Source organism: Actinomadura napierensis (assembly GCF_039529375.1).
Taxonomy (GTDB): domain Bacteria; phylum Actinomycetota; class Actinomycetes; order Streptosporangiales; family Streptosporangiaceae; genus Spirillospora; species Spirillospora napierensis.
On sequence record NZ_BAAAMR010000038.1, the window covers coordinates 57,129 to 82,060 of the forward strand.

Here is a 24,932-nt window from a genome sequence, read left to right on the forward strand (position 1 = left end):
ATGCCTCGACGGGGAGGCGCGCTGCCCGTCTCGGACGCGGCGGTCCTCGGCTGCGCGGACGCCTTCGCCCGCGGCGTCCCGCACGACCGGCTCGACCGGCTGCGGTCCCGGACGCCGGTGGTGTGGCAGGACGGCGACGCGGCGGAGCGGCCGGGAGCGTGGGCCGTGCTGCGGTACGCCGACGTCGAGCACGCCCTCACGCGTCCGCAACTGTTCCTGCCGGAGGGCGACGGCGTCCTGCACGGCCCGCTGGCGCACGAGGAGCACGACGGTTCCGGGCGGCACAGCGTTCTCTCCGGCAAGCAGGGCGGCTACGGCGGCACGTCCGCGTGGACCGGGACGGGCCGCGGCGATCCCGACACGATGCCGGACGACGAGCCCGGCCGCGCGCCGATCGACATGGATCCCCCGATGGCCGCGATGCTCGACCGGATCCCGTCCGACGAGGCGGTCGACTTCGTCCGGCAGGTGGCGCGCGACCTGCCGGAGACGCTGCGCAACACCCTCGCCGGCGGCCTGTACGCGCTGCTGCGCCATCCGGACCGGTACGCGGCGCTGCGCGCGGGACGCGCGGACGAGCGGCTGATCGACAGCGCCGTGGAGGAGATGCTGCGCTGGTGGACGCCGGTCCTGCAGGTGCGGCGGCAGGTGCGGCGCGCGACGGAGGTGGCCGGCGTGCCGCTGCTGGCCGGCGAGCGGGTGGCGCTGTGGCTGGTGTCGGCGAACCACGACGCGGAGGTGTACCGCGAGCCCGGCCGGTTCATGCCCGAGCGGTTCGCGCATGGCGCCCGTCCCCATCTGTGCTTCGGCTTCGGCGGGCGCGCCTGCCTGGGCGCGCGGCTGGCCCGCGTGCACCTGCGGGCGTTCCTGGTCGCGCTGCTGGAGCGGCCGGTGCTCGCGCAGCCGGCGGGCGAACCGGTAATGTCGCGGTCCAGCGCCCGTCACGGTTTCGAGCGGCTTCCGATCCGCTGGAACGGCTGAGAGCGGGCCCGTGCGCACTGTGCGCCGTCTCACCGGATCGCGGCGCCGCTCCGCCGCCGTCCGAGCGACCCCCGAACCGGCCCGAGACCGCCGCCCGTCCCCGTGACCGGCGGGTCCGCGCCCGGCCGGCGGCCGCACCGGAACGGTCCACGAACGGTGGCCGTCCGCTGAACTTTCGCTGGGACGACGCCGTATTCCGGCAGAGTCACCTGTCGCGCGCCCGCGGCGCGGGCGCGGCACCAGAGGGGGCTGGTCGTGGGGCTGACGAGTTCGGGCCTGCTCGCCGTACTGACGCTGGTCACCGCGGCCTGCCTGGGCGGCACCGTGTGGATGTGGCCGCGCGCCGCCGGCACCGGGATCCGCGCCACCGCGGGCCGCGTGCTGCTGCTCGCCGGCTGCCAGATCGCCGTCCTGCTGACGCTGCTGACGGCGGTGAACACCTATTACCTGTTCTACGGGTCGTGGCGGGACCTGCTCAGCGCCGCGGGCGGCGACTCGACGCGCACGCCGCATCCGCTGCCGGCCGCGTCCGGGGCGGTGGCCGCCAGCCAGGCCGTCCGGAAGGTGCGGGCGGACCTCGACCCGGGCGCCAAGGGCAAGCACGTGGCCGCGCGGGACGGCCAGGTCGAGCACCTCGACGTCCGGGGCATCCGCACCGGGATCTCCGCCGAGGCCTACGTCTACCTCCCGCCGCAGTACTACCAGCCCGCCTACGCGGCGCGCCGCTTCCCCGTCGTGCTGCTCATCGCCGGCTACCCGGCCGCCGACCGGATGGTGTGGATCGACAAGGGGCACATCCCCGAGGACGTCGGGAAGGCGCAGGCGGCGGGCCGGATCCAGCCGATGATCTACGTGATGATGCGGCCGACCGTGGTGGAGGGCTGGGACACCGAGTGCGCCGACGTGCCCGGCGGCCCCCAGGTCGAGACGTTCTTCGCCCAGGACGTGCCGGAGGCCGTCTCCGGGGCGTACCGGACGGCGCGCACCCGCGCCGGCTGGGGCCTGGCCGGCTACTCGACCGGCGGGTTCTGCGCGGCCAAGCTCCTGCTGCTGCACTCCGACCGGTTCTCGGCCGCCGCGAGCATGGCCGGGCACTTCGACGCGCTGCTCGACCGCACGACCCGCGAGCTGTACGGGGGCAGCAAGGAGATCCGGCGCAGCAACGATCTGGTCTGGCGGCTGCGGAACCTGCCGCAGCCGCCGGTGTCGGTGCTGGTGGCCTCCGCGGACGTCGGTGAGAAGACCTTCCCGTCGGCGCAGAGGTTCATGGCGGCGGCCCGGCCGCCGCTCGTCGTGGACAAGCTGCTGCTGCCGACCGGCGGCCACAACTTCAAGACGTTCCGCAAATACATCCCGCCGTCGATCGCGTGGCTGAGCGCGCACCTGAGGGGGGAATGATGGAGCCGGTCAGCGCGGCCTTCCTCGCCCTGGTGTGCGTGCCGGCCGCCGCCTGCCTCGTCGCCGCCGTGGTGCTGTGGCCGCGGTTCGCCGGACGCGGCGTCCGGCCGGTGGCCGCCCGGACGGGCCTGCTGCTGGCCTCGCAGGCGCTGCTGACGGCCTCGGTCGTCCTGCTGGTCAACCGGTACTTCGTGTTCTACGCGACGTGGGACGACCTGCTCGGCGGCAGCACCACGAACGCCAAGGTGCGGCAGGTGCAGCCGAGCCGCGGCGCGGAGTCGGCGCCGTCCGGGCCGGTGCACCGCGTGACCACGGCGCTGGGGCCGAAGCGGCGCGGCCACCACCGCGACCCGGCGCAGGACGGGCGGGTCGACCGGCTGGACGTCGAGGGCGCGCGCAGCGGCCTGGAGGGGCAGGCGTACGTCTACCTTCCGCCGCAGTACTTCCAGCCCCAGTACGCGGGGCGGCGGCTGCCGGTCGTCGTGCTCGTCCCGGGCGGCCCGTCCGACGGCGGGCCGGCGTGGCTGCGGCAGGCGAGGCTGCCCGAGGAGGCCGGCGCCGCCGCCGCGACCGGGCACGTCCAGCCGATGGTCTACGCGATGGTGCGGTCGGTGCGCGGGCTCGTTCCCGGCGGGCGATGCCTGGACCTCCCCGGCGTCGCCGGCGGGCAGGCCGAGACCTTCTACGCGCAGGACCTGCCGCTCGCGCTGGCCGCCACGTACCGGCTGCCGCAGACGCGGGCGGGCTGGGGCGCGGCGGGGTTCGGGGCGGGCGGGCAGTGCGCCGCGCGGCTGGCGATGCTGCACTCCGACCGGTTCGCCGCCGCCGCGTCCCTGAACGGCCGGTTCGGGCTGCCCACGGACGGGTCCGGCACCGGCGCCCGGACGGTCGTCAAGATCGGCCCCCGCACCGGGAGGCCGGAGAAGCCGGTCGGCGGCAGGGCCGGACCGAAGCCCGTGCCGGGCGATCCGTACGGCGGCAGCGAGGCCTACCGGCTCGACGACGACCTGACGTGGCGGCTCCGGCACTTCCCGCCGCCGCCCGTCTCGGTGCTGGCCGCCGCCGGGGCCGCCGGGCCGGACGCCCAGGCCGCCACCGGGTTCGCGGCGCTGGCGAACCCGCCGATGCGGGTGGACAGGCTCCTCGTGCCCGGTGCGCCCGCGGCGCTCGCGCGGTGGCGCCACGACCTGCCCGCCGTGCTGCAGTGGCTCAGCGCCCATCTGAGGGGCGAATGAGAGGTGGGCCCTTCTCCATCGCCGGAGGTCAGGTACCTCCCGGGGAGTAGGCGCGCTGCCTCCTTCCAGCCGACGTGCCGCCGCGCCGCGATGACCTAACGTTCAGGAATGAGCACTTCGCCGCCGCACGGCCCGGTGCCGCACGGGCCGGTGCGGGCGCACTGGCCGCGCCCGTCCGCGTGGCCCGTCTGGGTCGTCCCGCTGCTCGTGCTGGTCCTCGAGTTCTTCGGGACGATGGCCGCGCAGCACGGCGCGTCCGGGGACGGGTCGCCGAACCGCGGCGACGGCTGGGGGCACGGGCATGGCTGGGGCGACGGCTCGGCCGGCTACGGCATCACCCACCTGGACGGCATCGGCTACACGATCCTCTTCGGCGGGCCGGCGCTGCTCCTGCTGCGCCGCAGGTATCCGGTGTTCACGCTGGCGACGACCGGGCTGCTCACCGGGCTGTACTTCCTGCGCGCCTACCCGTACGGTCCCGCGGCCGCCGCCGTGGGCATCGCGATGCTGGCGGCGATCGCCGCCGGGCACCGGCTCGTGACCTGGGCGGGGACCGCGGTCGCGGTGTCGGTCTACTTCGGGCTCACCGCGCTGATCGGCGTGCCGTTCCCCGAGCGCGGCACCGCCGGCGGGCCGTTCCCGGTCGAGGAGCCGAGCATCGGCGGGGTCAGCTTCGTCGTCGGCTGGTCGCTGGCGGTGCTGGTCACCGCCGAGCTCGTCCGGATGACCGGCCAGCGGGCCGCCGAGCGGGCCCGGACCCGGGCCGAGGAGGAGCGCCGGCAGGCCAGCGAGGAGCGGCTGCGGATGGCCCGCGAGCTGCACGACGTGCTGGCGCACAACATCTCGATGATCAACGTGCAGGCCGGGGTGGCGCTGCACCTGATGGACGGCGACCCCGAGCAGGCCCGCACCGCGCTCGCCGCGATCAAGGAGGCGAGCAAGGAGGCGCTGACCGAGATGCGGTCGGTGATCGGGGCGCTGCGGGCGCAGGGCGAGACCGCGCCGCGCTCCCCCACCGCCGGGCTCGGCCGGCTGGACGACCTGCTCGCCCGCGCCCGCTCCGCCGGGCTGGCGGTGGAGGCCGAGACGGCCGGGGAGCCGCGCCCGCTGCCTGCGGGCGCCGACCTGGCCGCGTTCCGGATCGTCCAGGAGTCGCTGACGAACGTGACCCGGCACGCGGGGCCGGGCCCGGTGACGGCGCGGGTCCGGATCGCCTACCGTGACCGGGAGATCGAGGTGCGGGTGGAGGACGACGGCCGGGGGGTGTCCCTGCTGGACGACCATCCGGGCGGCAGCGGCATCCGCGGCATGCGGGAGCGGGCCGCCGCGCTCGGCGGGACGTTCGAGGCGGGGCCGCGGGCGGGCGGCGGCTACGCCGTCCGCGCGACGCTGCCGCTCACCGGCGAGCCGCCGGACGCGGCGGAGCCCGCCGAACCCGCGGACGCGGCGGACGCGGCGGACGCGGCGGACCGGGGCTCCGGCGAGGGCGCTCCGGCGGAGAGGGGCAGTCAGTGATCAAGGTGCTGCTCGCCGACGACCAGGTGCTGGTCCGGGCGGGGTTCCGGGCGCTGCTGGACGCGCAGGCCGACATCGAGGTGGTCGGCGAGGCGGGCGACGGCGCGGAGGCCGTGGCGCAGGCCCGCCTGCTGCGCCCGGACGTGATCCTGATGGACGTCCGGATGCCCGGCGAGGACGGCCTCGCCGCGACCCGCCGGATCGCCTCCGACGACCGGCTCGGCGACGTCAAGATCGTGATCTTGACCACGTTCGAGCTGGACGAGTACGTGTTCGAGGCGCTGCGCGGCGGGGCGAGCGGGTTCCTGGTCAAGGACACCGAGCCGGTCGAGCTGATCCACGCCGTGCGGGCCGTCGCGGCCGGGGACGCGCTGCTGTCGCCGAGCGTGACCCGGCGGCTGATCGCCGAGTTCGCGGCGCGGGCCAAGGAGCCGGCGCCGTCGCCGCGGCTGAACGCGCTGACCGACCGGGAGCGCGAGGTGATGACGCTGGTCGGCGAGGGGCTGTCGAACGAGGAGATCGCCGCCCGCCTGGTGGTCAGCCCGGCGACCGCCAAGACGCACGTCAGCCGGACGATGGTCAAGCTCGGCGCGCGCGACCGGGCGCAGCTCGTGGTGTTCGCCTACGAGTCGGGGCTCGTCAAACCGGGCTGGCTGCCCTAGGCGGCCGGGCCGCGGGGCGGCCCGGAGACGGGCCGGAGACGGGCCGGGGTACGGTGACCCGGTCGCGGGCCCCTGCCCCGGAAATTCGCACTCTGTCGCGATTCACTGTTCCCGTCCGTGGTGACATGACAAGGTGGAACGCACAGGCCGTCACCGAAGCGAAGGAGTCCGGTGCCGCACGACACGAGGATCCTCGCCGTCGACGACCGCGAGGAGAACCTCACGGCCCTCGCGGCGGTGCTCGACGCGCTGCCGGTCGAGGTGGTGCCCGCCTCGTCCGGGCAGGCGGCACTGAAGGAGCTGCTGAGCGACGACTTCGGGCTGATCCTGCTGGACGTGGTGATGCCGGGGATGGACGGCTTCGAGACCGCCCAGCACATCAAGGCGCGGCCGCGGACACGGGACGTCCCGATCATCTTCCTCACCGCGGCGGGCGGGGAGAGCGAGCAGGCCTACCGCGGCTACGCGGCGGGCGCGGTCGACTTCCTCACCAAGCCGTTCGACCCGTGGCTGCTGCGCGCGAAGGTGTCGGTCTTCGTCGACCTGCACCGCCGCAACCTGGAGCTGCGCAAGCAGGCGTCGCTGCTGCGCCGCACGCTCGCCGAGAACGGCACCGCCGGCGCGGAGGGCGGCGAGCTGGGCGCCGAAGGCGAGACCCCGGCCGCCGGGGGCTGCGACGGGCTGCTGTCCGAGCTGGACGAGCGGCTCTCCCGGATCGAGGACGCGCTGGCCCGGATGCGGTCCGGGGAGCCCGCCGACGACCTCGACGGAAGCGTCGCCGACCTGCGGCTCGCCCTGGACGCGTTCTCCGCCGGCCGCCGGTAACACCGCACGCCCCTGGCTCAGGGGCTTTTCGCTGCCCGTCAGTGACTACTTACAGTAGCTGGTTTCGGTCCGCCTCTTATGGGCGTCACCGGCATCGCCTGTGATCAACTCCCAGGTCAGCGGCCCGAATTCTTTACCTTCATGACCTCCGACCGGTTTGCCGCAAGTAAGTACTTGAGGGTAACTTGCACTCACCGTCACGCCAGTGATCCGCGTCACCGGGCCCGGCCGGACGGCACCACCCCCGACCCAGCCCCCAGACCCCCAGGAGCCCCCATGACCGACTCCGCCGGCACCGCCGACACCGGCCTCGGCCGCGTCCGCTGGAAGCGCTTCGCCGCCATCGCCGCCCCCGCCGCGGTCGGCGCGGGCGCCCTGGTCTTCATGACCGCGCAGGGGGCCATCGCCTCCTCCTTCGCCGTCTCCGGCAGCAGCTTCAAGGTCAGCGCCGACTCCCTCACCGGAACGGGCTTCGTCCAGTACGGGGACGTCGACGCGAGCAAGGACGGCACGAAGCACCCGGTGCAGGTCTCCGGGATCAAGAACGCGACGATCACCAACATGTGCCAGTCGGTGAAGGTCGGGCCGTTCACGCTGCGGCTCACCGCGGGCACCGGCGACAAGCCCGTCGAGGCGTCGGACCTGGTGCTGGACGTCGAGCAGCTGAACGCCGACGCCGAGTTCTCCAACATCGAGATCGGCCGGGACGCGAGCACCCTCGACAAGGGCCCGAACGGGGCGAAGGGCGCGGCCGGGATGTTCGGCCAGCAGGCCGACTCGATCAAGCTGACCGGCGTGAAGCAGGTCGCGTGGGCGACCACCGCAGGCACCTTCAAGCTGAGCGACCTCAGCATGAAGCTCGGCAAGGAATGCTTCTGACGCCATGACGGACACGACACCGCACGGGTTCCGCCGCTGGCGGCGGACGCGCCCCTTCTGGGGAGGCGTGTTCGCCGTCCTCGGCGGCGTGGAGCTCATCGCGATCCCCCTCGCCCCCATGCCGCTGGTCGTGCACCAGGGCATCGCCGGAGTGGCGAGCTGGCTGATCGGCGCGCTGCTGGTCGCCTCCGGCGCGCTGATGTGGTTCCAGCCCGCCCAGCGCAGCTTCTTCGGCGTCCTCGCCGTGCTGCTGTCGCTGGCGTCGTTCCTCACCTCCAACTTCGGCGGCTTCCTCGTCGGGCTGCTGCTCGGCATGGTCGGCGGGGCCCTCGGCTTCGCCTGGTCGCCCGCGCCCCGGCCCGAGCGGCCGAGCGCGCCGGAGGCGCCCGAGGCGACCGAGGCACCGGACGTGCCGCGGTACCGGGCCGGAGCGCACGGGACGGGCGCGCACGCGGCGCCGCGCGGCGGCCGGTTCACGGCCTTCGCGCTGCCGCTGGCCCTGCCCGGAGTCCTGGGCCTGCACCTGCTGAGCCCGGCGCCGACCCCGGCGCCGTCGGCCAGTGCCTCCCAGGCCCCCGCGGCCGCGGCTTCGCCGAGCGCCACCCCGTCCCCGAGCACCACCCCGTCGCCGAGCGCCACGCCGCCCCCGAGCGCGACGCCCACCCCCACCGCGACGCCGTCGCCCTCCTGCCCTGAGATCCCGGCGAACACGTCCGGGCTGTCCCAGGACCAGGCCGGCAAGCTGCTGCAGGAGCTCCAGTCCAGCAAGGACCCGGCCTCCTGCCTCACGTCCGGCGCGAAGGCCGGGGCCGCGACCGCCGCGTCCGGGACCCGCGTCTACACCGACGCCGGCACGCTGCGGGCGAGCTCGCTGACCATGTCGGGGCTCAGCTACGATGGCGTCGCGTCCCTGCCGTCGGCGGGCGGGGCGGTGAAGGCGCTGAAGTTCAGCATGTCCAAGGCCGTGCTGAAGGACGTCGACCAGACCGCGACGCACGGCGGCGTCACCAACCGGATCAGGACCGGCGCCCTGACGCTCAGCGGCGACGTCGTCATGTACACGACGAAGATGTCGTCGAAGCTGCTCGGCATCCCGCTGACCTTCACGCCCGCGCAGCCGCCGCCGCTCGTCCTGCCGTTCATGGTGATGACGGACGTGGTGTCCGAGCAGCCCTCGGTGACCGCCAACGGCGCGCATATCAGCGGCCTCGGCATCAGCACCTGACACCAGGGACGGCCGGGCTAGGGCGTCATGAGGCCGACGACCGCCATCGTGGCCGCGTGCCCCTGCCCCGCGAGGCCCAGCGCGTCGATCTGGAGCTTGCGGCGCAGGATGAACGCGCCGGCCAGCACCGCCGCCACCACCAGGATCACCGCGACCGCGATGATCAGGACCGTCTTGCGGCGCTCCGCGCGCCGGACGTCGTGCACGGGCGGCGGCGAAGGGGGCTGCTGCCAGTTCGCGTACTGCTGCGGCTGCTCCCACGGCGACGGCGTCTGCGGAGGCCGCTGCTGCGGCTGCGGATGCCGGGTCCGCGGGGGCGGCGCCCACTCGGTCTCCAGGAGCGTCCGCTCCTCGGGCTCGGGGTGCCGCTGCGGCCGGGAACGCGGCGGCTGGGAGTCGCGCGCGTCCTGGCCGGGCCCCGGGTCGCGGCGGGTGACCGCCTCCAGCTCCTCCGGGTCGAGCACCGTCTCCGACGCGTCATCGGCGGCGTAGTAGCGCGCCGGCCCGTCCATCACCGTGTCGTCGGCGCTGGGGACGGGCGGCGGCAGGGGCATCGTCGCGACCTGCGTCAGCAGCGGCTGGGCCTGCACGGCCGTCATCCGGTTGACCGGCTCGCGCGCCAGCAGGCCGTCCAGGACGCGGGCGAGCGGGCCCGCGTTGCGCGCCGGCGGCACCGGATCGGACAGCGCGGCCTGCAGCGACGCCATCGCGTCCGGGCGCTCGTACGGCGAGCGGCCCTCGACCGCCGCGTACATCGTCGCGCCCAGCGCCCACAGGTCGGAGGCGGGCACCGCGCGCTCGCCCTGGGCCCGCTCCGGCGGGATGTAGGCGGGCGACCCCATGACCAGGCCCGTCTGGGTGAGGGTCGCGTCGCCCTCCACCTGCGCGATGCCGAAGTCGGTGAGCACCACGCGCCCCGAGTCGGTGATCAGCACGTTGCTCGGCTTGACGTCGCGGTGCAGGATGCCCTTCTCGTGCGCGTGCCGCAGCGCGCCCAGCATCTGCAGCCCGATCTCGGCGACCCGGCGGTGCTCCAGCGGCCCGCGGTCCATCAGGTCCTGCAGGGAGGGCGCGAGGACGAGTTCCATCACGATCCAGGGCCGGTCGGACTCCTCGACCACGTCGTGGACGGTCACCACGCCCGGATGGTTCAGCCGCGCCGACGCCCGCGCCTCGCGGAACGTCCGCTCGTACAGCACGGCCCGCTCGTCGTCGTTCAGCCCCGGCGGGAGGACGACCTCCTTGACCGCGACCTCGCGGTCGAGCATGACGTCGAAGGCGCGCCACACGGTGCCCATCCCGCCGCGGCCGACCACCGAGTCGAGCCGGTAGCGGTTGCCGAGCAGACGTGCCTGTGCCATCTCTTCACGGTCCACCCAGTGTCATCCCACCCCTGAAGGAAGGAACGTGCTGAGCACATCCTTCACGAGTGACTCTTTGGTGCGCCACTGGGATGAGGGTACCGCCACCACGACCGCGTACGGCGTGCCGCCGACGATCACGCCCCGGTCGAGGGCGTGGGTCGTGCCGGTGGAGCGCGACCAGGTGAACTCGATGTCGGCGGCCCGGTGGCCCGCGACGCTCGACTGGGTGATCTCCCCGACCTGCTGGAAGTTCTTCAGCAGGCCGTCGGCGATCGCCTGCTGCTTCCACTCCGTCCAGTGGTCGAAGGGGTCGCCGGTCCACTGCGTCTTGTCGACCTGCACGTACGCCTTGGTGACCGGGTCGGTCCAGGCGACGCCGCGGCTCGTCGCCGACCGCTTCCAACTGGGCGGCACGCCGATCGTGTAGCCAGGACCGTACGCCTTGACGAGACCGGCCGGCCACGTCTTGGAGGGAGCCGTCGTCGGCGTCTGCGACGTCGGGGCCTGGGTGACGGGCTTCTCGGTGCCCTGCGCGACGGGCTGCTTGGACGCGTCGGTCTTGGGGTCGGAGCCGCCGTCCGGCCGGAGGAACAGCACCGCCGCCGCCACGATGGCGGCCACCGCCAGCGAGCCGGCGATGATCGGCACCACCGGCGAGCGGCGCTTGGCCGGCGGGACGCCCACCGTTCCGGGGCCGCCGGGCATCGGCGTCCACTGCTGCCCGTTCGTCCCGGGCGGGTAGCCGACCGTCATGTCGGGGACCGGGACGTACTGGTGCGGTACCGGGGGCGGCGCCGACTGGGTCGGGCCCGTCCCGGGGCCGGTGGAAGCGCCCGCGTAGGCCGCCTGGCCGTCGGCGGCCGTGGCCTGGCTCCAGGCGAGCTGCGCGGCGGCCTGGCCGGCCGCGTGGCCCGAGGCGACCGCGGCGAGCGCCTCCTCGGCGCGCTCGGCGCTCATCCGCCGGACCGGGTCGCGTTCCAGCAGCCCGAGCAGCACCGGTTCCAGCGGCCCCGCGTTCTTCGGCGGCGGCACCTCCTGCGTCATCACCGCCGCCAGCACCGCCATGGCGTCGCTGCGGTGGTGCGGCGCCTTGCCCTCGCACGCGGCGTACAGGGTCGCGCCGAGCGCCCACAGGTCCGACGCCGGGATGGCGCGGTCGCCGTTGACCCGCTCCGGCGACATGTACGCCGGCGACCCCATGATCAGCCCGGTGCCGGTGAGCGTCGCGTCGCCCGCCATCTGGGCGATGCCGAAGTCGGTGAGCACCGCCCGGTCGTCGTCGGTGACCAGCACGTTCGCGGGCTTGACGTCGCGGTGCAGGATGCCGATCGCGTGCGCGGCGCGCAGCGCCCCGATGATCTGCCGGCCGACCGCGGCGACGCGCCCGGGCGGCAGCGGGCCGTCGTCGTCCAGGACGTCCTGGAGCGAGCGCGCCCTGACCAGCTCCATGACGATCCACGGCCGGTCGTCCTCGTCCACGACGTCGTGGACGGTCACCACGCCCGGATGGTTCAGCCGCGCCGACGCGCGCGCCTCGCGCAGCGTCCGCTGGTGCCGGGTGTGGCGGTCGTCGTCGCTCAGCCCGGACGGCAGCAGGACCTCCTTGACCGCGACCTCCCGGTCGAGGGTCTCGTCCCGGGCGCGCCAGACCGTGCCCATGCCGCCGCGGCCGACCACCGACAGCAGCCGGTAGCGGCCGGCGAGCAGGCGTCCTTCCTCCATCAGTCCTCCGCCGGCTTGAAGTGCTCGTACACCGGCTGCAGCTGCGAGAACGCGCGGTCCCACGCGTCCTGCGGAACGTGCAGCAGGATCGCGTAACCGTGCCCGTTCGCGACGAACCCCCGGTTCAGGACGTGGATCCGGTCGCCTCGGGAGTCGTAGGTGAACTCCCAGTCGGCCGACCTGTCGCCGTTCCCGGTGTCGGGGACGGGCGGGTGGTCGCCGGTCGGTGCGATCTTGATCTTGTGGTAGCCGTCGAAGCCGGCACCGCCGTTCTCGTTCTGCCGCCAGTCGCCGATCGCGCTCTCGCCCGGGCTGTCGGTCTGGTCGATCTGGAAGTACGTCCGCCGGTCCGGCGCGTAGAAGTAGTCGCCGCCCTTCCCGCGCTCGGGGCCGCTCCACCCGGCCGGGACGGGCACCGAGTAGCCGGACTTGTCCTTGTAGGTGGTGAACCCGGCCGGCAGGCCCGTGCTCGATGAGGCGGACGGGGACGCCGTCGAGGACGAGGACGCCGTCGTGGGCGGGGTCGAGGACGGGGTGTGGCTCGTGACCGGCGAGCCCGTCTTCTTCGCCGGCTTGTCGTCGCCGCCGGAGTTGACCCACGCGATCCCGGCGATCACCACGATCGCCAGCAGCACGACCGCCGCGACGATCAGCACGTTGCGGTTCGAGGCGAGCGCCGGACGGCCCGCCGGGGCCGTCGCGCCGCTCTGCCCGGCGGCGTCGCCGGGCGGGCGGTGCGCCGGGCGCGTCTCGGGCCCGGGCTGCCACGACTCGGCCCGGTTCGGGTCGTGCCGGTCGGTGGCCCCGGCCGGCACGTCGAACCGGGTGAGCTGGTCGGGCTGGGCGTCCGGCGACTCGGCGTGCGGCGCGGGCGTGCCCGGAGGGTCCTGCGCGGGGCGCGGATCGGCCCGGGGCGTCGCCCGCGTGCGGCCGGCCGCCGGATCGGGCCGCCTCCTCCCGCGCGGCGTGCCGGTCCGCCCGCCGTAAGGGTCGGGGAGCGTGCTGCCGGGCTCCGGCGCGGGCGGCTCCGGGGCCTCCTCCATCGGGTACTCGACGGCCATCGTCCGCTGCGTGTCGATGGTCTCCTGCCGGACGATGTCGTCCAGCAGCGCGCCGGCCTCGATGGCCTCCATCCGCTGGTCGGGGTTCTTGCGCAGCAGGCCCTCGATGACCGGGGTCAGCCGGCCGCCCTTGTCGGGCGGGTCCGGCTCGTCGGAGATCACCGCGACCAGCGCGGCCATCGGCTCCGAGCGCTCGAACGGCGACTTGCCGTGCAGCATCGCGTACAGGGTGACGCCGAGCGACCAGAGGTCGGAGGCGGGGCCCGCGGTGCGGCCGCGGGCGCGTTCGGGAGCGATGTAGGCGGGCGAGCCCATGACGAGGCCCGTCTGGGTGAGGGTCGCGTCGCCGGACGCGGTGGCGATGCCGAAGTCGGTGAGCACGGCGCGCTCGCCCATCCGGCCCGTGCCGGTGATCAGCACGTTGCTCGGCTTGACGTCGCGGTGCAGCACCCCGGCCTGGTGCGCGGCGTGCAGCGCGGCCAGCATCTGCCGGCCGATCTCCGCGGCGCGGCGCGGCTCCAGCGGCCCGTCCTGCTTGATCACCTGGTCCAGGGAGCGGGCCTTGATCAGCTCCATGATGATCCAGGGCCGGCCGTCCTCCTCCACGACGTCGTAGACGGTGACGACGCCGGGGTGGCCGAGCCGTGCCGCGGTGCGCGCCTCACGGAACGTACGCTTATGGTGGACAGCGCGTTCCTCATCGGTGAGACCATGCGGGAGGATGACCTCCTTCACCGCGACGTCTCTGCCGAGGACCTCATCGTGTGCCTGCCAGACCGTCCCCATGCCGCCTCGGCCGACCTGGGTCACCAGTCGGTAGCGGCGGGCGAGCAACCGCTCACCGGTGGTCTCATTTGGCATATCCGCGACCATATCGACTTTTGCTGACAACCTTGGATCGAGCTTGCAAGCGACATCCCCCCACCCGTACGACGTCCGGCGCCGCGCCGAGGTTCGCCGCGGGGCGGGCGTGCCCGGACGGGAGCGCGGTGCACATGACACCCGGTATGAATAAGCCCGGAACGGCCAAGCGGGCCACGCACGGCGACGGGGGGACCATGGCGGAGAAGGGCCTACTGGGCGAATGGCGCCGGCTCTTGCAGGCCGCGCCGACCATCTTCTTCTGGTACACCCGTCTCTCCGGGATCCTGTCGCTGCTCGCCTGGGTCTCCTATGGTCTCATCCTCGAGATAGCGGATATCTGGGCCCTGCGGTGGATCGGCTATCTCGGCTGGTTCCCCAGCGTCCCCGTCGGCATGCTGTGGATCCTGCTGTCGATGGGCATCCGGCGGCGCAAGAAGGCCGCCTGGCGCATCCTGGTGCTGATCTTCTGCCTGCCCGCCGCGCTCGGCGTGGCCGCCGTGCTGGGCACCGTGTTCAACCCGTCCGAGCCGACCTCCATCGGGCTGATCGTCACCGCCGCCGTGTACCTGGCGGTGCTCGGCCTGCTGGTGTCGGCCCGCGGCCAGTTCACCACGCTCCCCGACCGGGCGAACCGGCGGCTCGCCGTCACCGTCTTCACCAGCCTGCTCATCGTGACCTGCGGAATCGGCACCTTCCTGGTCACCGTCACCGACCGCAACTCCAGCGGCGACTTCTGGACGCACCCGTACTACGCGATCCTGCAGACCGTCCTCGGGCCGCGCGTCACCGGCAAGCCGATCGACGTGTCCGTCCCGTTCTGGGTGGACGCGATCCTGTGGGTCCTCGGCACCGGCCTGATGATCGCCACGTTCTGGGCGCTGTTCAAGCCGGGCCGCCGCGACCCCGTGCTCAGCCCGCCCGAGGAGCTCGCCGCGCGCCGGCTGCTCGCCGAGTACGGCGAGCAGGACTCCCTCGGCTACTTCGCGCTGCGCCGCGACAAGGACGTCATGGTCGCGCCGAACGGCAAGGCCGCCATCGCCTACCGGGTGGAGGGTTCTGTCTCCCTCGCCAGCGGCGACCCGCTCGGCGACCCCGAGTCCTGGGACCAGGCGATCGAGGCGTGGCTGGAGGAGTGCCGCGAGCACGCCTGGATCCCCGGCGCCGTCAGCGTCGGCGAGCGCGGCGCGCACGTCTACAAGCGGCACGGGTTCGACGCGCTGGAGCTCGGCGACGAGGCGATCATCGACCTCACCGACTTCAACCTGGACGGCCGGGAGATGCGGCAGGTCCGGCAGGCCGTCCGGCGTGTCGAGCGGGCCGGGTACACGATCCGGATCCGCCGCCACGCGCAGATCCCCGCCTGGGAGATGGCCAAGCTCATCCGCAGCGCGGACGCCTGGCGCGGCGAGGAGACCGAGCGCGGCTTCTCCATGGCGCTCGGCCGGCTCGGCGACCCGACCGACGGGCGCTGCGTCATGGTCGAGGCGTTCGACGCGCACGGGGAGCTGCGCGGGCTGCTCAGCTTCGTCCCGTGGGGCCGCAGCGGGCTGTCCCTCGACCTGATGCGCCGCGACCGGGCCGCCGAGAACGGCCTGAACGAGTACATGGTCGCCAAGCTCGCCGAGAAGGCCGCCGCGGTCGGCGCGCAGCACCTGTCGCTGAACTTCGCGATGCTGCGGTCGGCGTTCGAGCGCGGCTCCCAGATCGGTGCCGGGCCGGTGTCCCGGCTGTACTACCGGTTCCTGTCGTTCGCGTCGAAGTTCTGGCAGCTGGAGTCGCTGTACCTGTCCAACGCCAAGTACCTGCCCGACTGGCGGCCCCGCTTCATCTGCTACACCCAGGGCCGCCACATCATCCGGCTCGGGCTCGCCTACGCCCGCGCCGAGGGCTTCCTGCCGAACCTGAACCGGCCCAAACTGGACCGTGCCGCCGCGATCGTCCCGTCCACCGGGCTCGTCGAGGAGATCAAGCGGATCGAGGAGGCCGCCGACGCCGCCCGCGCCCCGCAGCGCCGGCTGTCGGAGCAGGAGCGGGTCCGGCACGCCAAGCTCGACCGGATCCGCGCGGCCGGGATGGAGCCCTACCCGCTCGGGTTCGCGCGCACCGACTTCGCCGCCGGCATCCGCGAGCGGTTCGCCGGCCTCGCCCCCGACGCGCGCACCGGCGAGCAGGTCGCGATCGCCGGGCGGGTCGTGCTGGCCCGCGAGCACGGCCGGCTGATCTTCGTGACGCTGCGGGACGAGACCGCCGACCTGCAGGTCATGCTGACCGCCGACGCGCTCGGCGCCGAGTCCCTCGGCCAGTGGAAGTCGCTGGTCGACCTCGGCGACCAGGTCGGAGTGCGCGGCGAGGTCGCGACGTCCCGGCGCGGCGAGCTGTCGGTGCTCGCGTCGTGCTGGCAGCTCACCGCCAAGTGCCTGCGGCCGCTGCCGAACAAGCGCAGCGGGCTGTCCGACCCGGAGGCCCGGGTCCGGCAGCGCTACGTCGACTTCATCGTCAACGACGAGTCGCGGAAGATGCTGCGGATGCGCGGCGACGCCATCGCCGCCGTCCGCGACGGGCTGCGCGCCCGCGGCTACCTCGAGGTCGAGACGCCGATGCTGCAGCCGATCCACGGCGGCGCGGCGGCGCGTCCCTTCACCACCCGCATCAACGCCTACAACATGCAGCTCTACCTGCGGATCGCCCCCGAGCTGTACCTCAAGCGGCTGCTCGTCGGCGGCGTCGGGCGGGTCTTCGAGCTGAACCGCAACTTCCGCAACGAGGGCGTGTCGCAGAAGCACAACCCCGAGTTCACGATGCTGGAGGCGTACGAGCCGTACGGCGACTACGACACGATGGCCGAGCTGACCCGCCGCCTCGTCGTGGACGCGGCGAACGCGGCGCTCGGCACCACCGTCGTCGTCCGCGACGGCGTCGAGTACGACCTGGCCGAGCCCTGGCACGAGATCACCGTCTACGAGTCGGTGTCCAAGGCGCTCGGCGAGGAGGTCACCCCGGACACGCCGCTCGCCGCCGCGCAGGGCTTCGCCGAGCGGGTCGGGCTGAACTTCGACCCCGCCTGGGGCCAGGGGAAGATCGTCCAGGAGCTGTTCGAGGCGCTGGTCGAGGAGCAGCTGACCGCGCCCACCTTCGTCCGCGACTACCCCGCCGAGACCTCGCCGCTGACCCGGCCGCACCGCGACGACCCGCGGCTGGCGGAGAAGTGGGACCTGATCGTGTTCGGCCTGGAGCTCGGCACCGCCTACTCCGAGCTGATCGACCCCATCCTGCAGCGGCAGCGGCTCACCGAGCAGTCGCTGCAGGCCGCCGGCGGCGACCCCGAGGCGATGGAGCTGGACGAGGACTTCCTGCGCGCCCTGGAGTACGCGATGCCCCCGGCGGGCGGCATGGGCATGGGCATCGACCGGCTGCTGATCACCCTGACCGGCCGCAGCATCCGCGAGACGGTCCCGTTCCCGCTGGTCCGGCCCGGCTACTGACCTTCTACCGGCTACTGACCTACTAGAGGACGCGGGGGCCGGGGCGGTGGCCCTGGCCGGCGAGCCAGCGGCGCGCCCGTCCCCGGCGCTCCTCCTCCGGCTCCCGCAGCGGGCCCTCCGGCGGGATCGGCAGGTACCGTCCGCCGCCCCCGCACGGCTCGCCGGAGGCCGGCTCGTCGGGTGGCAGGACGTCGCCCCGTTCCAGGTCGAGCAGCCAGAGCCCGTCCGCCGGGCCCGCCTCCAGCGCCTGCGCGACCGCCCCGAGGTCGACGGGGAGCGCGTCGAGGCCGGACGGCCTTCCATCGAGGGCCGCGGCGAGTTCCGCCGCCAGCTCGGCGTCGCCGGGCAGGCCGCGCTCCTCCAGCTCCGCGAGGCACTTGCGGGCCGCCGCCTCGGCACCGGCCAGGCCTTCGGCGACCGCCGCGGCCAGCACGTCCCCCGCGTACTGCAGGACCGGGCCGAGCGGCCGCCCGGCCAGCGCCGCCAGCCCCGCGCGCGCATCGCCCCGCGCCACGGCGGCGCGGAGCCCCGCCAGCGCGTCCTCGTCCCACCCGGTCACAGGCACCTTTGTACAGAAGAAGGCCGGTTGCGTTTGCGAGTGGCGGAAAGTCCCACTTCAGCGCCGCGCGGCGAGCCCGTCCATCACCAGCTCCAGCAGATGGTCGCGCCGCGCGGCGAGGGACGGCGCCGTGTCGGCGATCGACGCGACGCCGCTGAACAGCGCGAACAGGTCGGTCCCGTCCACGTCCGGGCGGACGTCCCCGGACTCCTGCGCCCGCCTGAGCAGGTCCGCGCCCGCCGCCCGCATCCGCGCGCACGACGCGTGCAGCGACGTGGTGTCGTCCTCGAGCGTCGCGACCAGGGACGCTGCGAGCCCCCGGTAGACGGCGACCCCGGACGCGAACTCCCGCAGCCACGCGGCCAGCGCCTCCCCGGGCGGGCGCGCGTCCCGCAGCACCTCGGCCCGGTCGGCGAGCCGGTCGAACCGGCCGCCGAGCAGCGCCTCCAGCAACTCCTCGCGCGTCGCGAAGTGCCGGTAGAGCGTGCCCATCCCGACCTCGGCGCGGCGCGCGATGTCGCGCAGCGACGCCTGGGTGCCCTCCTCCGCCACGACCGCGGCCGCCACGTCCAGGATGCGCTCCCGATTCCGCTGGGCATCGGCCCGCAGCGCACGCGTCATGTCCCGCATCCTAGTGGGCGTTGACAGACGGAGCACCGCTCCGGTTACTATTCCGGAGCAGTGCTCCGCTTCTTCTTGGAGGTTCATCGTGAAAGCGATCCGCGCGCACGGCCCCGGCGACCCCGGCGTCCTCGTCCTCGACGAGGTCCCCGTCCCCGAACCCGGCCCCGGCGACGTCCTGATCCGCGTCCACGCCGCCTGCCTCAACCCGCCCGACTGGTACGCCCGCCGCGACTTCGCGATGTTCGCCGACGAGCACTTCGCCGGCCAAGGCCGCCCGCACGTCCGCTTCCCCTGGACGCCCGGCTCCGACGCGTCCGGCGTCGTCGCCGCCGTCGGGCCCGGCGTCACCGGGTTCGCCGTGGGCGACGCCGTCTTCGGGCTGATCCGCTTCCCCGGCCTGGACAACGGCGGACGCGCCTACGCCGAGTACACGACCGCGCCCGCCGCGCACCTCGCCCGCAAACCCCCGTCCGTCGACCACGTCCACGCCGCCGCCGTCCCCATGGCCGGACTGACCGCCTACCAGTACCTCGTCGACCACATCCGGCTGCCCGCCGGGCAGAAGGTCCTCGTCAACGGCGCCGCCGGCGGTGTCGGCCACTTCGCCGTCCAGCTCGCCAAGACCCGCGGCGCGCACGTCGTCGCCGTCGCCTCGTCCCGCCACGAGGGCTTCCTCCGCGACCTCGGCGCCGACGAGTACATCGACTACACCGCGACCGCCGCCGAGGACGCCGTCCGCGACGCCGACCTCGTCATCGACACCGTCGGCGGCCCGGACGCCCACCGCTTCCTCGCGACCGTCAAGGACGGCGGGACGATCAGCCCCGTGCTCCACGGCGACTACCACCGCGAGGAGGCCGCCCGCCGCGGCATCCAATTCCGCAGCGGCCAGGTCCACTCCGACGGCGCCCAGATGGCCGAACTCGCCGCCCTCCTCGCCGACGGCTCGCTCCGCGCCGGCATCGACTCCGTCTACGACCTGGCGGACGCCGCGAAGGCCCACGAGCGCGCCGAAGGAGGCCACATCCAGGGCAAGATCGTCCTGTCCGTGCCCTGACACGCCGCGCGCCTAGCGGGAATCGCGGACGCGGAACTCGTGGACGGCCTCCGGGGCCGCGAAGGACAGCAGGCGGCGCGCCTCCTCCTCGACGGGCGCGGCGTCCGGCAGCGGAGCGAGCAGATCGATGCTCAGCGCGGCGCGCCCCGCCTTCCGGTCATGCCTGAGCCTCCAGACACCATGGACCCGGCCGTCCACCAGCAGCGTGGGGTGGGTGAGCGAACCCTCGCACACCGCCCTGCGCTGCCGGTCGGTCATGAGACGGCTGCGGTCGGCGTAACCGAGAACCAGGTTGTCGAACGCCGGCAGGAGACGGACGGGGGCGGGGACGTCACCGTCCGGGACCGGCGCGCCGGGGACGTCGAAGAGCTCCACGCCGCTCTCGTCCCGGTAGACCTCCAGGTCCTGGCGGATCTCCTCGAACGCGGCGTCCATGCGGCGCGGGCCGGACCAGACCTGGAAGTCCTTGACGGACGCCGGGCCGAACGCGGCCAGGTAGCGGCGGATCAGCGGCGCCGGACCCGTCCTGCGCAGCGGCTCCCCGATCCAGTCCTCCGCCAGGGCGAACGGGGTGGCGCCGCCGGTGTTCCACGTCCCGCTCGGCGGCGGATGGACGACGGACACCAGCGCCTGGGCGGACCAGCCGAGGGCCTGCCGGTCCCGGTCGGGCCAGACCTCGGCCAGCGCGCCGGCCAGTCGCGGGCGGGTGAGGACCCGGCCGTCCAGCAGCCTGCGCGCCTCGGCGGCGAGCTCGTCGAGATCCCAATCCCTGGTGGCGCCTCCGAAGGCGGCGCGGCGCCCGCGCAGGAGGCTCTCCTGCACCAGGGGACGCAGCCACAGGTAGTCCTCGGCGAGCGCCATGTGCTGGGTCCCGCGGAGGATGGAGCCGCGCACGACCGTCCGTGCGGTCATCAGGTCGGTGAGGTCCCGCTGTCGGAAGGAGGCCAGCCTCGTCCACAGCCCGATGTAGGGCATGTTGGTCTCCTGCGCCTGGATCGCGACGAGCCGTCCTACCGCGTCCCGGACGGGGACGGCGTGGCGCCTCAGGAGGAGCTGCCGTTCCAGCGCTGCGCGGTTGAGCGTCCGCCGATCCAGAACCCGCATCGCCGTCCTCCTCGAACAGATCCACCCTAACGGAACGGAACACATCATTCCACTCTTGACGGCTAGGGTCCCGGCCATGGAGATCATCAAGGGCGCCGGGGCCTGGGCGCCGCCCTCCGAAGCCGCCGACTGGACGGAGCAGCTGCGGACAGCGGACCTGTCGGTCGGGACGTACTGCATCCCGGCCGGAGGCACCGACGACCAGAGCCCCCACACCGAGGACGAGATCTACGTGGTCACCGCGGGCCGCGCCACGATCGTGACACCGGACGCGACGGCCGCCGTCGGCCCCGGCTCGGTGATCTTCGTGCCGGCGGGCGAGGAGCACCGCTTCACCGACATCACCGAGGACCTCGCGCTCCTGGTCGTCTTCGGCCCCGCCTACGGCTCACGCACACCCTGACCCTCGGACCCGCCGAAGCGACCTCAGCGCCCGGACTGCTCGCGGTAGACCTCCACCGCGTAGCGCAGGCGCGCCCCGACCAGGAGCGCCTCGTCCTCGGGACACGCCAGCAGGCGGCCCACCAGCTCGACGAGCTGGTCGTCGGTGAGATCGGGCTCGTGCTCGGCGACCCGCGCGACGATCTCCACCAGCTCGGGCCGCTTGTACGTCGCGATCGACCGCCCCCGCCGTATCCGCGGCGATTCACCGGAACCTGGACGCGACGGTGCGGCAGGCGGCTCCTGCGGCGGACGAACCTCCCGAACACCCCGCCAGTCGTCCTCCGGCGGGCCCCCGGAAAGCCGTTCCGCGCGCACGCCCGGCTCCCCCACGTCCCGCCGCCGGGCCGCGGGCGCTTCCGGCTGCGGACGGCCCGGCCTCAGGGCGGACCGCTCCCCTCCCGCATCGGCCGAGGCGGAGCGCTCCCGCGCCGGCGGACGGCCCTCGCCGGTTCCGGCAGGCGGGAGGCCGGACTGCTCGGGCGAAACGGGCCGCGGCCCACGGCGCGGTCCCGGCACGTCCCGCTGCTCGGCGCCGCGCGAAGGCTCGGCACGCTGCAAAGGCTCAGCAGCCCGCGGTGGTTCGGCAGGACGCGGTGGCTGACCCGGGCGCGGTGATTCGGCGGCCCGCGGAGAGTCGGCGAGGCGCGGTGATTCGGCCGGGCCCAGCGGATCAGCGGGACGCGGCGGCTCGGCGGGACGCGGACGGTCGGCAGCGCGCGGTGGTTCAGCGGCGCGTGGTGGTTCGGCGGCCCGCGGAGAGTCGGCGAGGCGCGGTGATTCGGCCGGACTCAGCGGGTCGGCGGCACGCAGCGGGTCAGCGATACGCGGCGGCTCGGCGGGACGCGGGCGGTCGGCAGCGCGCGGTGGTTCAGCGGCGCGCGGAGACTCAGTCGGACGCGGTGGGGCGGCGGGGCGGGGCTGCTCGGCGCGGCGTGGTGGGGCGGCGGCGCGTGGGGAGTCGGTGGGGCGGGCGTGGCGGCCGGTGGGGGGGTTTGGGTTGGGCGGGCGGGGCGGTTCGGCGCGTTGCTGGGGGGTGCGAGGGGCGGGCTCGGCCGGTTCGTCCTGCGGGGAGGGCGCGGGGTCGGGGGGTGTGAGGAGGGTGAAGAGGGACGCAGTGGGGGTGACGGTGTCGCGGAGGGACGCGGGGAGCGGGGTAGCGGGCGGCGGGCCCTCGGGGGCGGGGAGGCCGGGCCCGGCCGGGCCGACGAGGATGGTGCGGGGCGCGAGCCAGAGCAGGAAGAGGGCCTCGGCGCCCGCGTCCTGCTCGCCGTCCACGATGACGACGTCGAACGCGTCCGGCCGGGGCGGGAGGGTGTCGGGGATGCGCCACAGCGGGACGATCCACGCGGGGACGGTGTCGAACGGTGAGGCGGGTGCCGGGGGCAGGGCGGCGCGGACGGCGGTCCAGGCCCGGGCGGAGTCGAGGGCGGCGGAGGCGGTGCGCAGGCGCTCCTCGGCGGCGTTCAGGGAGGCGCGGAGCCGCTGCTCGGTCGGGGAGAGGGCGGTCTCGGCGAGGCGGCCGGACGCGCGGGCCCACGCCCAGGCGTCGTCCCAGTGGCGGGTGCGGTCGTGCCACTCCTCGTCGCCGTCGGTGGCGAGGAGGAGGTTGGCGAGGTCGGGGTGGACGTCCCGGACGCGGTCGAGGAGTTCCTCGCAGCGCAGCTGGAGGGCGCGTTCGTGCCGGGCTTCGGCGAGGGCGCCGAGGCAGCGGCCGTAGGCGTCGGCGTCGCGGGCGTCGATGGCGGCGCGGGCGGCGGTGAGCTCGGGCGGCGCGCCCGGGCCGGCGGGGCCGATGGAGTCGCGCAGGGCGTCGAGGTCGGCGGCGGCGCGGTTGACGCCGAGGCCCTCCAGGGCGCTCTCCAGGGCGGCGACGTAGCCGTGCCACTGCAGCGGGTGGCTCAGCGGGACGGCGAGCCCGGCGCGGTCGAGGAGGTCCTTGGTCTCGTCGACGTACGGGATCAACTGGTGCACGCGTTCGAGGCGGGCGTGCGCGCGGACGAACCGGGCGACGCGGTCGGCGGGCGAGAGGTCGGCCGGGAAGGAGATGCCGGCGGCCTCCCAGACGTACTGCAGTTCCTGGCAGGTCATCCGGATCATGAGCTCGGTGAAGACCATGTCCAGCGCGGCGGCGGTGGCGGGCGGCTCGCCGTCGACCGTCACGCCGGTGAGCAGCGCGTCCGCCTGCTTCTGCGCGGCGGACCGCAGCGGCCCGCGCTTGAGGGTGCCGCCGTCGGCGAGGTGGTTGCGCAGGTCCTGCGCGGCGCTCGCGAGGCGGCGCAGGTGCAGTTCGCCGGCCGGCAGCCGGACGCGGTGGCCGCCCATGCCCTCGAGGGCGCGCTCGGCCCATTCGGCGCGGGCGGCCATCTCGATGACCCGCGTCCACACGAGGGGGCGGCGGCGGGCGAGGGCGTCGGCGAACGCGCGGACGGCGAGGTCGGCGGGGTTCCAGCCGCCGGGGTGGCCGTCGAGGCCGAGGTCGCGGAGCGCGGCGCCGACGTTGGACGCGGCGCCGTCGAGCCGGGCGAGCAGCGTGACGTCGTGGGCGCGCAGCCGCCGCGACAGGTCGGTCTCGGACCGCTGGACGCGGTCGGCGGCGGCCGCCTCCGCCTCGATGAGGGTGCGGACGTAGGGGGCGCTCGGCAGGGTGCCGGGGTCGACGTCGCGCTGGGCGGTGCGGGCCTTGCGCTCGGGCGTCTCGTCGGCGAGGAGCGCGGCCAGCTCGGCGGCCTCGGCGGCGGAGATCGGCGGCGTCGGCGGCAGGTCGGGCGCGACGGGCATCCAGGACAGGCCGGGCGCCTCGGCGCGGAGCCGCTCGGCGAGCTCGCCGCGCGCGCCCCGGTAGCCGGACCCGAGGTCGGCGACGGATCCGCTGCGCAGGTGCTCGGTCAGCTCGGCGACGTCCTGCTCGGCCTGCGCCTCCTTCTCGGCGAGGTCGGTGAGGTCGGGGACGGGCCGGCCGGCGCGGACCCGGACGGTGTCGGCGGTCTGCGCGGCGGTGGCGGGGTCGGCGACGGTGAGGGCGGCGAGGTCGGGCGGCAGCGCGGCGCGCAGCGCGGCGGACGCGGACGCCCCGGACGTGGCGACGAGCACCCGGTGGCCGCGCACCAGCAGCCCGGTGAGCAGGCCGGGGACGGTCTGCGGGGTGCGGTCGGGCACGTGCATGACCTGCGGGCGGCGGGCGGGGTCGAGGAACCGGGCGAGCCCCTCCGGGACGCCGTGGGACAGCAGCCCGATCAGCCTGGTGTGGTAGTCGGCGGCGGCCTCGCGGCCGGGCGGACGGACGACCAGGGCGGGCGCGAGCCGCAGCCGCGGGACGGGCGTCGGCGCGCCCTCGGCGGCCCAGTCCTCCCGGTAGTCGACGGTGCCGGTGATCGCCGTGCCGGCCCATTTGCGCAGGACGTCGCCGACCGAGGCGTGCAGCCCGAACCCCTGCCCGGTCTGGACGGCGTCGGACACCCAGTCGGCGGGCCGGAACCCGGGCGTGCCGGCGAGCAGTTCGCGGTCGCGCAGGGTGGTGCGCCCGGCGAGGACGACGTCGATGCGCTCGGTCCGCTCGTCCAGCGCGATCCGGACGGGGGTGCCGAGCAGGTGGTCGTGCACCGGCGGCGCGTCCGGCGGGCGCCAGGCGAACAGGCCGGTGGCGAGGACGACGTCGTGGTCGGCGAGGTCGCGGAGGATCCGGTACCAGTGCCGCAGGCCGAGCCAGCCGTCGAACTCCTCCAGCACGGCGGGCGGCGTCAGCGGGATGACCGGGACGCTGAACAGCACGTCGCCGGGGCCGGCGTCGGTCTCGACGTAGACGTCGCCGGGCAGGTCGGCGAGCCAGTGCACCTGCTCGTGCTCGGCCAGGTCGCGGGAGGGGCGGCGCCGTGCGCGCGCGAGGTCGCGCAGGTGCCCGAGCAGGCGCGCCGCGCGCTCGGCGCCGGCCGCG

The 24,932-nt window shown here is 74.8% G+C and carries 18 protein-coding genes; 11 read left to right on the forward strand and 7 right to left on the reverse strand.

Features of this window, described 5'->3' with window-relative positions:
• From ABD296_RS21955 to ABD296_RS21990, 8 genes are all read left to right on the forward strand, one after another.
• Positions 1–981, forward strand: a complete 981-nt coding sequence (locus ABD296_RS21955; RefSeq protein WP_344270036.1) for a cytochrome P450 — start codon at positions 1–3, stop codon at positions 979–981.
• Positions 982–1,236: 255 nt separating this feature from the next.
• Positions 1,237–2,379, forward strand: coding sequence for an alpha/beta hydrolase (locus tag ABD296_RS21960; protein WP_344270038.1), 1,143 nt, complete (start codon positions 1,237–1,239; stop codon positions 2,377–2,379).
• Positions 2,379–3,614 carry a hypothetical protein gene (locus ABD296_RS21965; protein WP_344270041.1) on the forward strand — a complete coding sequence of 412 codons (1,236 nt, stop codon included), beginning with the start codon at positions 2,379–2,381 and terminating at the stop codon, positions 3,612–3,614. Before ABD296_RS21960 ends, ABD296_RS21965 begins: the two co-directional genes overlap by 1 nt.
• Before the next feature lie 108 nt (positions 3,615–3,722).
• Positions 3,723–5,129: a sensor histidine kinase gene (locus tag ABD296_RS21970; RefSeq protein WP_344270044.1), complete on the forward strand. Its 1,407-nt coding sequence runs from the start codon at positions 3,723–3,725 to the stop codon at positions 5,127–5,129.
• A complete protein-coding gene (locus ABD296_RS21975) occupies positions 5,126–5,791 on the forward strand; it encodes a response regulator transcription factor (protein WP_344270047.1) in 666 nt (221 codons plus the stop codon). Before ABD296_RS21970 ends, ABD296_RS21975 begins: the two co-directional genes overlap by 4 nt.
• 171 nt (positions 5,792–5,962) lie before the next feature.
• Positions 5,963–6,616, forward strand: coding sequence for a response regulator (locus ABD296_RS21980; protein WP_344270050.1), 654 nt, complete (start codon positions 5,963–5,965; stop codon positions 6,614–6,616).
• A gap of 276 nt (positions 6,617–6,892) precedes the next feature.
• On the forward strand, positions 6,893–7,495 hold the full coding sequence (locus ABD296_RS21985) for a DUF6230 family protein (protein WP_344270053.1): 603 nt from the start codon (positions 6,893–6,895) through the stop codon (positions 7,493–7,495).
• Positions 7,496–7,499: 4 nt separating this feature from the next.
• The gene (locus ABD296_RS21990; protein WP_344270056.1) at positions 7,500–8,720 is read left to right on the forward strand and encodes a DUF6114 domain-containing protein; all 1,221 of its coding nucleotides are present in this window, start codon (positions 7,500–7,502) and stop codon (positions 8,718–8,720) included.
• A 17-nt stretch (positions 8,721–8,737) separates the two neighbouring features.
• Here ABD296_RS21990 and ABD296_RS21995 read toward each other — a convergent pair whose 3' ends face one another.
• Genes ABD296_RS21995 through ABD296_RS22005 form a run of 3 tightly spaced genes read right to left on the reverse strand, consistent with a single transcriptional unit; the run spans position 8,738 to position 13,728 of the window.
• The gene (locus tag ABD296_RS21995) at positions 8,738–10,081 is read right to left on the reverse strand and encodes a serine/threonine-protein kinase (protein WP_344270059.1); all 1,344 of its coding nucleotides are present in this window, start codon (positions 10,079–10,081) and stop codon (positions 8,738–8,740) included.
• 21 nt (positions 10,082–10,102) lie between these two features.
• Positions 10,103–11,806 (reverse strand): serine/threonine-protein kinase, encoded by a 1,704-nt coding sequence (locus tag ABD296_RS22000; RefSeq protein WP_344270062.1) that lies wholly within the window; start codon positions 11,804–11,806, stop codon positions 10,103–10,105.
• Positions 11,806–13,728, reverse strand: coding sequence for a serine/threonine-protein kinase (locus ABD296_RS22005; protein WP_344270065.1), 1,923 nt, complete (start codon positions 13,726–13,728; stop codon positions 11,806–11,808). Before ABD296_RS22005 ends, ABD296_RS22000 begins: the two co-directional genes overlap by 1 nt.
• 197 nt (positions 13,729–13,925) lie before the next feature.
• Here ABD296_RS22005 and lysX point away from each other — a divergent pair, with 197 nt between their 5' ends.
• Positions 13,926–17,213: a bifunctional lysylphosphatidylglycerol synthetase/lysine--tRNA ligase LysX gene (gene lysX / locus ABD296_RS22010; protein WP_344270086.1), complete on the forward strand. Its 3,288-nt coding sequence runs from the start codon at positions 13,926–13,928 to the stop codon at positions 17,211–17,213.
• Between the two features lie 22 nt (positions 17,214–17,235).
• Here lysX and ABD296_RS22015 read toward each other — a convergent pair whose 3' ends face one another.
• Both ABD296_RS22015 and ABD296_RS22020 read right to left on the reverse strand, forming a co-directional pair.
• Positions 17,236–17,772, reverse strand: a complete 537-nt coding sequence (locus ABD296_RS22015; RefSeq protein ID WP_344270068.1) for a hypothetical protein — start codon at positions 17,770–17,772, stop codon at positions 17,236–17,238.
• A gap of 57 nt (positions 17,773–17,829) precedes the next feature.
• Positions 17,830–18,393 carry a TetR/AcrR family transcriptional regulator gene (locus tag ABD296_RS22020; RefSeq protein WP_344270071.1) on the reverse strand — a complete coding sequence of 188 codons (564 nt, stop codon included), beginning with the start codon at positions 18,391–18,393 and terminating at the stop codon, positions 17,830–17,832.
• Between the two features lie 88 nt (positions 18,394–18,481).
• On the opposite strand from ABD296_RS22020, the gene ABD296_RS22025 reads away from it, so the two are divergent.
• Entirely contained in the window at positions 18,482–19,453 is a 972-nt protein-coding gene (locus ABD296_RS22025; RefSeq protein ID WP_344270074.1) for an NADP-dependent oxidoreductase, read from the forward strand.
• Between the two features lie 12 nt (positions 19,454–19,465).
• Here the strand turns inward: ABD296_RS22025 and ABD296_RS22030 are convergent, their stop codons facing one another.
• Positions 19,466–20,557 carry a winged helix DNA-binding domain-containing protein gene (locus ABD296_RS22030; protein WP_344270077.1) on the reverse strand — a complete coding sequence of 364 codons (1,092 nt, stop codon included), beginning with the start codon at positions 20,555–20,557 and terminating at the stop codon, positions 19,466–19,468.
• Positions 20,558–20,633: 76 nt separating this feature from the next.
• Between ABD296_RS22030 and ABD296_RS22035 the strand changes: the two genes are divergently transcribed.
• The gene (locus tag ABD296_RS22035; RefSeq protein ID WP_344270080.1) at positions 20,634–20,960 is read left to right on the forward strand and encodes a cupin domain-containing protein; all 327 of its coding nucleotides are present in this window, start codon (positions 20,634–20,636) and stop codon (positions 20,958–20,960) included.
• Between the two features lie 23 nt (positions 20,961–20,983).
• Here ABD296_RS22035 and ABD296_RS22040 read toward each other — a convergent pair.
• The coding region (locus ABD296_RS22040; RefSeq protein ID WP_344270083.1) for a hypothetical protein at positions 20,984–24,932 on the reverse strand (3,949 nt) is incomplete at its 5' end.